Origin of the sequence: Lutispora thermophila DSM 19022, from assembly GCF_900142105.1 — a bacterium.
Taxonomy (GTDB): Bacteria; Bacillota; Clostridia; order Lutisporales; family Lutisporaceae; genus Lutispora; species Lutispora thermophila.
In genome coordinates, this window is record NZ_FQZS01000049.1 from 1 (window position 1) to 5,718 (window position 5,718).

9 protein-coding genes are annotated in these 5,718 nt (G+C 34.9%); all 9 read right to left on the reverse strand.

The features are described 5' to 3' along the window. A partial coding sequence (locus BUB48_RS17155; protein ID WP_073028109.1) for a recombinase family protein occupies positions 1 to 1,344 on the reverse strand: 1,344 nt, incomplete at its 3' end. Between the two features lie 314 nt (positions 1,345 to 1,658). Then, complete coding sequence (locus BUB48_RS17160) at positions 1,659 to 2,654, reverse strand: DUF3102 domain-containing protein (protein WP_139250036.1); 996 nt, start codon at positions 2,652 to 2,654, stop codon at positions 1,659 to 1,661. Continuing rightward, entirely contained in the window at positions 2,651 to 3,424 is a 774-nt protein-coding gene (locus BUB48_RS17165; protein ID WP_073028113.1) for a ParA family protein, read from the reverse strand. The genes BUB48_RS17160 and BUB48_RS17165 overlap by 4 nt, the downstream gene beginning before the upstream one ends. A 14-nt stretch (positions 3,425 to 3,438) precedes the next feature. Continuing rightward, positions 3,439 to 3,615 carry a hypothetical protein gene (locus BUB48_RS18235; RefSeq protein ID WP_175548466.1) on the reverse strand — a complete coding sequence of 59 codons (177 nt, stop codon included), beginning with the start codon at positions 3,613 to 3,615 and terminating at the stop codon, positions 3,439 to 3,441. 132 nt (positions 3,616 to 3,747) lie between these two features. Continuing rightward, positions 3,748 to 4,017 carry a hypothetical protein gene (locus BUB48_RS17170; RefSeq protein ID WP_073028116.1) on the reverse strand — a complete coding sequence of 90 codons (270 nt, stop codon included), beginning with the start codon at positions 4,015 to 4,017 and terminating at the stop codon, positions 3,748 to 3,750. A 262-nt stretch (positions 4,018 to 4,279) separates the two neighbouring features. After that, positions 4,280 to 4,858: a helix-turn-helix transcriptional regulator gene (locus tag BUB48_RS17175; protein WP_073028118.1), complete on the reverse strand. Its 579-nt coding sequence runs from the start codon at positions 4,856 to 4,858 to the stop codon at positions 4,280 to 4,282. A 98-nt stretch (positions 4,859 to 4,956) separates the two neighbouring features. Beyond that, positions 4,957 to 5,166: a hypothetical protein gene (locus tag BUB48_RS17180; protein ID WP_073028121.1), complete on the reverse strand. Its 210-nt coding sequence runs from the start codon at positions 5,164 to 5,166 to the stop codon at positions 4,957 to 4,959. Then, on the reverse strand, positions 5,163 to 5,375 hold the full coding sequence (locus BUB48_RS17185; protein ID WP_073028123.1) for a hypothetical protein: 213 nt from the start codon (positions 5,373 to 5,375) through the stop codon (positions 5,163 to 5,165). The genes BUB48_RS17180 and BUB48_RS17185 overlap by 4 nt, the downstream gene beginning before the upstream one ends. A gap of 77 nt (positions 5,376 to 5,452) precedes the next feature. After that, the gene (locus BUB48_RS17190; RefSeq protein WP_073028125.1) at positions 5,453 to 5,662 is read right to left on the reverse strand and encodes a helix-turn-helix domain-containing protein; all 210 of its coding nucleotides are present in this window, start codon (positions 5,660 to 5,662) and stop codon (positions 5,453 to 5,455) included. Positions 5,663 to 5,718 lie beyond the last annotated feature (56 nt).

Here is a 5,718-nt window from a genome sequence, read left to right on the forward strand (position 1 = left end):
ATTAAAATTATTTTGAAACATGCTCTCCTTTGAGATGATTTCCTCCAATTCCTTTATCCTATTGTCAAGCACCACTTTCCTTTCCTCAAAACTTTTACTGAACAATGCATATTGCTCTACAGTTATGACTCCTTCCAACCTGTCCTCATATACACTCAGCAATTGCCTATCCAGCTTATTTCTTTCCCTTTTCGCTTCTTCTAACAGCTTATGAGTATCAGAATTGCTTTTGTACAATGTCTTTTTAGCTTCTTCATACAATTGCTGCCTCTTTATCTTGTCTCTGGACAGCTCTTTAATGTCATTCTTAACAATTTCCTCCAGGTCAGATTCTTTTACTGCATGACGGCTGCAATACTTAACTCCGGCATTTGTATACAATCTGCATATATAGTATCCATTCATATATTGAAGATTGCTGTTGCATTCTCCGCATTTTAGAAACCCGGTAAACAAATGAATGGTGTTTTTCCTCCTGTATGATCCTGCTCTTTTTTTCATTATCTCCTGTACAAGATTATACTCTTCCTTTGAAATAATCGGTTCATGTGTGTTTTCAACAATGATCCAATCATCCTTGTCAATCTTCTTTCGCTTTTTCTTAAATGCAATATTCTCTTTCTTGTATTGCTCCATGTTTCCAATGTAATATTGGCTGCTTAGGATAGTTTTTATTGTTTGATAGTTCCATGCATTGCTTTTCCTATTATATATATCCATCCTTGGAGGAGGCACTTTCTCATTTGTCAATATGCTGGCTATTGCCCTGTATCCATAACCCTGTATATACAGCTTGTAAATTCTCTTTACGGTCTCTGTAGTTTCATCACCTGCAATTATCAACTTGTTCTTGTTGTTAGGATCCCTTTTGTATCCGTATGGTGGCCTTCCTGCGATGAACTCTCCTCTCTCCTGCTTTTTCCTTAATGTGAGCTTTATGCTCTCGCTTTTTTGCCTGCTTTCGTTCTCAGCAAGCCAGGCATATAATCCCAAAAGAGCTCTGTCTTTACCTGTATCAATGTTCTTCTCAAACTCAATAAACCTGATATCATTCTCATCCAGTATTTCTATTGCTTCCAGCAACTCTTTCTGATTTCTTCCGAACCGGGAAATGGACTTTGTAAGCACAACATCAAACTTCCTCAACTTGGCATCTTCCAGCAACCTTTTCATTTCACTCCTGGAAAAGGAAGTGCCGGTTTCTCTTTCAATATAAATGTTGTCCTTGCTCAATACCCAGTTCCTATTCTCTATTTCCTTCCTAAGCATTGCTTCCTGGTTTTCAATCGAAGTATCTTGAGACTCATTTAATGAAGAAACCCTGATATAAATTGCAGCTCTCATGGTAAACTATTTCTTGGCCAAGGAAGCCTTTAACTTGCTTAGGATTATTTCTTTCAGCAGTTCTTCCAATGAGTACTTTTGTGTAAATACCCTTCTAACCTTGATTGCCTGCTTGTTCATGATACGACCCCCTTGATTCATTCTTATTATTTCTATGTCATGCCAAATTTGTACTATTACATTAAATGCAATAAGAAAGACTTCCTTTGGAAGCATTTTGATAACAAGGAAGCCTTTCTTGAAAGCTATTACGGAAAGTTTATATTAAGGTGGAATTATACTTTCCTATGGCTTATAAAAAAAGACTAGTCATGCTAATCTCTGATAAAATAAAACAAGTCGCTATCCAGTTGCTCTATAGAAACTCTTTTAAGCTTTAACAAGCTATCCTTTATCTGCTCCAGATAAGATTTGCATACATCAACAATATCATCCTTATCTCTTATGTTTATCAATATTTCTCCTAAATCACATATGCTGCTGTTAAGAATCTTTAACAAAGCTTTAATTTCTGCGCTGACTTCATTTGATTTGCTTGCTCTTCTCAATTCTTCCAACTCTGCTAGAGTTTCATCCGGCACCTTCTCAATTTCAACCACAGCTGTTGCTATCTCCGCGCCATCAATACTATTATTAAGCTGAGCCTCCAATTCTTCTACCTTTCTTCTTGAATACTCTAGTTCAATTTCCATATCCTTGAGTTTTTCATAATGCTCACGATTTTTCTTTTCCAGCCTGTCATAACTCTGAGAAATGTTTTCATACAGTCTTTGCTTTTCCATAACTTCCTGCTCCGCCTTTTTCAGTTTTTCTTCAAGCTCCTTATACTGCTTGTGTGTAGTTATATCACCTGATATGACAGCTTGCTGTAATTCCAATGGAGCAGATGGTTTTGAGATAGCAAATAAAAGTGATGGTTGTATTTTTTCTGCATCATCTATGTTCGGAAAATTTTTCCGAACATACTCAAATGCATTTATATAATTTCTTGCAGTTCTATCTGTTATGCCAATGCTTTCACACCATTTTCCAAAGGTTCCATGATAGTGATGGGCTAATCTTTCTTTCACTTCCTTTAATTCTTTGCCTATAGCATATGCTGATATGAATTTTATCTGTGTTATCCTTAATTCTTTATCCCTTAAAAAAGCAGCTGTATCATTATCAACCTTTGAATAATCAAAAGCTTTTATCTCTTTAGACTCTAGCGTTTTTAGCTCCTTATTTCTTATTATGCCATTGTCGTCTATATCCTCCATCCCTTCTCTTATATCCTCCAGCAATCCGGTTAATATACCCTTTCCCATCATATCACCTTCACTCTATCAACTATTTCCTCGGTAATAAGCTTATACTCAATAGTTCCTCTGCAATCTTTATCATAGTAGAATACAGGCTTCTGTTCCTTTTGGGCCTCTGCAATCTTTACATTAATGTGTACAACATTTTTAAAAAGCTTGTCCCCGAATATATCAGCCAGGCTAGAATGTATTTCCTTAGATAAGTTTGTTCTTCCATCTACTTTTGTCAGCAAAATACCTGTAATGCTTAGTTGTTGATTTATCTTGCGTTTGACCATATTTATCACTTTTACGAGTTGATTAATTCCGGATATTGCAAATACTCCTACATCAACAGGTATTATGACTTCATTAGCCGCTGCCAGGCCATTTAGTGTCAGCAACCCCAAATTAGGCGGCAGATCAAAAAGTATATAGTCGTAATCCATTGAGCTTTCTATAATCGCTTGCTGCAGTATTGTTTCCCTGCTCATAGCAGATGCCAGTTCCAATTCTGCATTTGCCAGAACTATGTAAGATGAAACAACATCTACATTTTTATATTCAGTGCTTATTATAGCTTCTTCTATAGGTTTTTCATTTACCAGAACATCATATATTGATGGTTTTAACTGGATATCACTTTCTTTTAGACCAAAACCTTGGGTACAATTCCCTTGGGGATCCAGATCTATTACCAGAACTTTATATCCCATATTACCTAATATTGCACCAATGTTTATACAGCTGGTACTTTTCCCCGTACCGCCCTTCTGATTGGTAAAGGCTATTTTTCTCATACATGAACCTCCATTCATCTATGTTTATCAATGTTTATACACTCAGTATCTTTTTCCTTAATAGGCTTATAAACCAGGCATATATTCAACAGTCCAGTTCTTCCTCCACAGTCACCGCCATTGTAAACAAGTCTCTTACAATCTCTGCACTCAGTTGTAAGCTTGTCGTATTTAACTATAGTAACACTCATTGTTCTCCGCCTACCCTATACATTTTCGAATAAAAAAAGAAGGTCTCTAACCTTCTACCTTTCCATACCGTCTTTCCTTTATATATCTTTTCTATCTCACAATTTTATCACTTTCATAATCGTTGAAATGTGTCATACAAAATATCCGTCAATGAGAATTAACCACGGCTCTTCTGTCTCAATGTCAAGTTCCTCAATTAACTTTTCTTTTTCATGTTCGCTTGCACTTTTTATATTTTTAATTTTTTCTATGACATGTTCTTTTGCTACTATGTCTGGGCATGATTTAAATTCTTCTTCGTCAAGTTCACATATTTCTTCTTCGTAATAGGATACTGCTTCTTCCTCTGACTTTGCTTTAATCAATGCATAATAAGGATAATCATTAAACTCATAAAACATATCTATTCCTCCTTCACATTATCATTCAAATTACACAAATATAAAAATTTGATAAAGCACAAACTAAATTTAAAAAACCAAGCTCTTTATTTTCCTCCATGAACATATTTACTGATACCGAAAGACATACAATACCAACAGCTAAATTAAATATAGGCATATGCTAATCCACCTGCCAAAATTCAGTAACTGCTACACCACCTTTAGTAACATCTAGTCTTTTATTGGAATCTTTATCTTAAAAATGGACATACTTCTACCCTTATTTTTTATTAACCTGTTTTGTTCCCCTTTTTTGATTTATTCTCTTAATTTGAATTTTCACCACATCTCTTGAGATTCCTAACCGTTCGGCTATTTCTTTAGGCTTTAATCCTTCCTTATAATACATGTATATTTGTGACTGCTGATCACTCAATCCGGGAATTGAATCAGATCTTTTTGCGGACATGGTATTTTCTATTTTTCGTATAGCTTGCTTATAGGTTTTAAATACTGCTTCTGGGGATATTCCTAACAGCTTCCCGATCTCGCGAAAATTATATGCTTTTCTTAATCTCACAACTTCCGCCTGTCTTTTAGTCAAACCAGAACTTTCAATATATTCTTCTGCTATAGCTCCATACTCATATATGGTGAGCTGCTTGGTCTTTCGGACCATCTCCAACATATCGCTTCTGATTCCTGATGCTATCTCCAATTCAACTTTCTTGTTTATATCATCTAAAACTTTATCGCAATTATTTACCATGAAACTGTTGATTTTATCATAGCTATCCTTATATTGAAAATATATATCTAACCATGTAGAGAAAACATTATTGCATGAATGCTTAACCATGTTATTCTCCTCTCATAAATTTTTTGCACATTTCAAAATTCAATAAAAACCGCTTTACATCTGCAATATTTTGCCTTATAATATTTGTCAATAGGGGGCTACCCCCTGTATATGGGTGTTTTAGAAACTCGCTGAGTCGCCAAACTTCGAGCGGGTTTCTTCCTTTTTTGAAGCCTATGCATTTCTATGGATTCTATAACAATATTCCATATTTCTTTCCCAGCTGTTTCCAGTTCTCTTAAGGTAAAACCCAAGATCACCGCTATTACGAAAACCTGAATCAACATTTCTGAAGTATAGTATCTCATAATTCCGCCTCCTTTCCCTTTTGAATAAATGCTTCTCTTAAAAGCCTGTTCATCAACTCTTTTTGCATTGCTATCCTTTCTTTGTCGCTTTGATCAATATGCAATCTGCCTTCTGTCCTAATAATGTCTCTCATAAAGGTCTCATGTATCAAATAAATTTCTTCTGCAGTCATTTTTGCTTTAACCAGTCTTTTCATCGAATTATGCATACCTTAACCTCATCCCTTATCAATTCATATCTGATGCAAAATATAGTTAAAATAAAGAAGCAGGAGTATAATTACATTTAGAAGTTATAATTATTATCTTCTTCGATTAATACTGAAGCTGGAACATCCAATACAACTGCAATACTTCTTAACATCTTAAGAGAAGGATCGGCTTTGCTGTTTTCAATCTTTGAAATTGTTGAGACATCAACACCTATTTTTTCCGCAATAAACTTTTGTGTCAGCCCTTTTCTTTCTCTATGATATTTAATCTTTTGACCTAACATAGGAAGACCTCCTTTTATTTATTATTATATTGAATATTATTCATCTAGTCAACAAT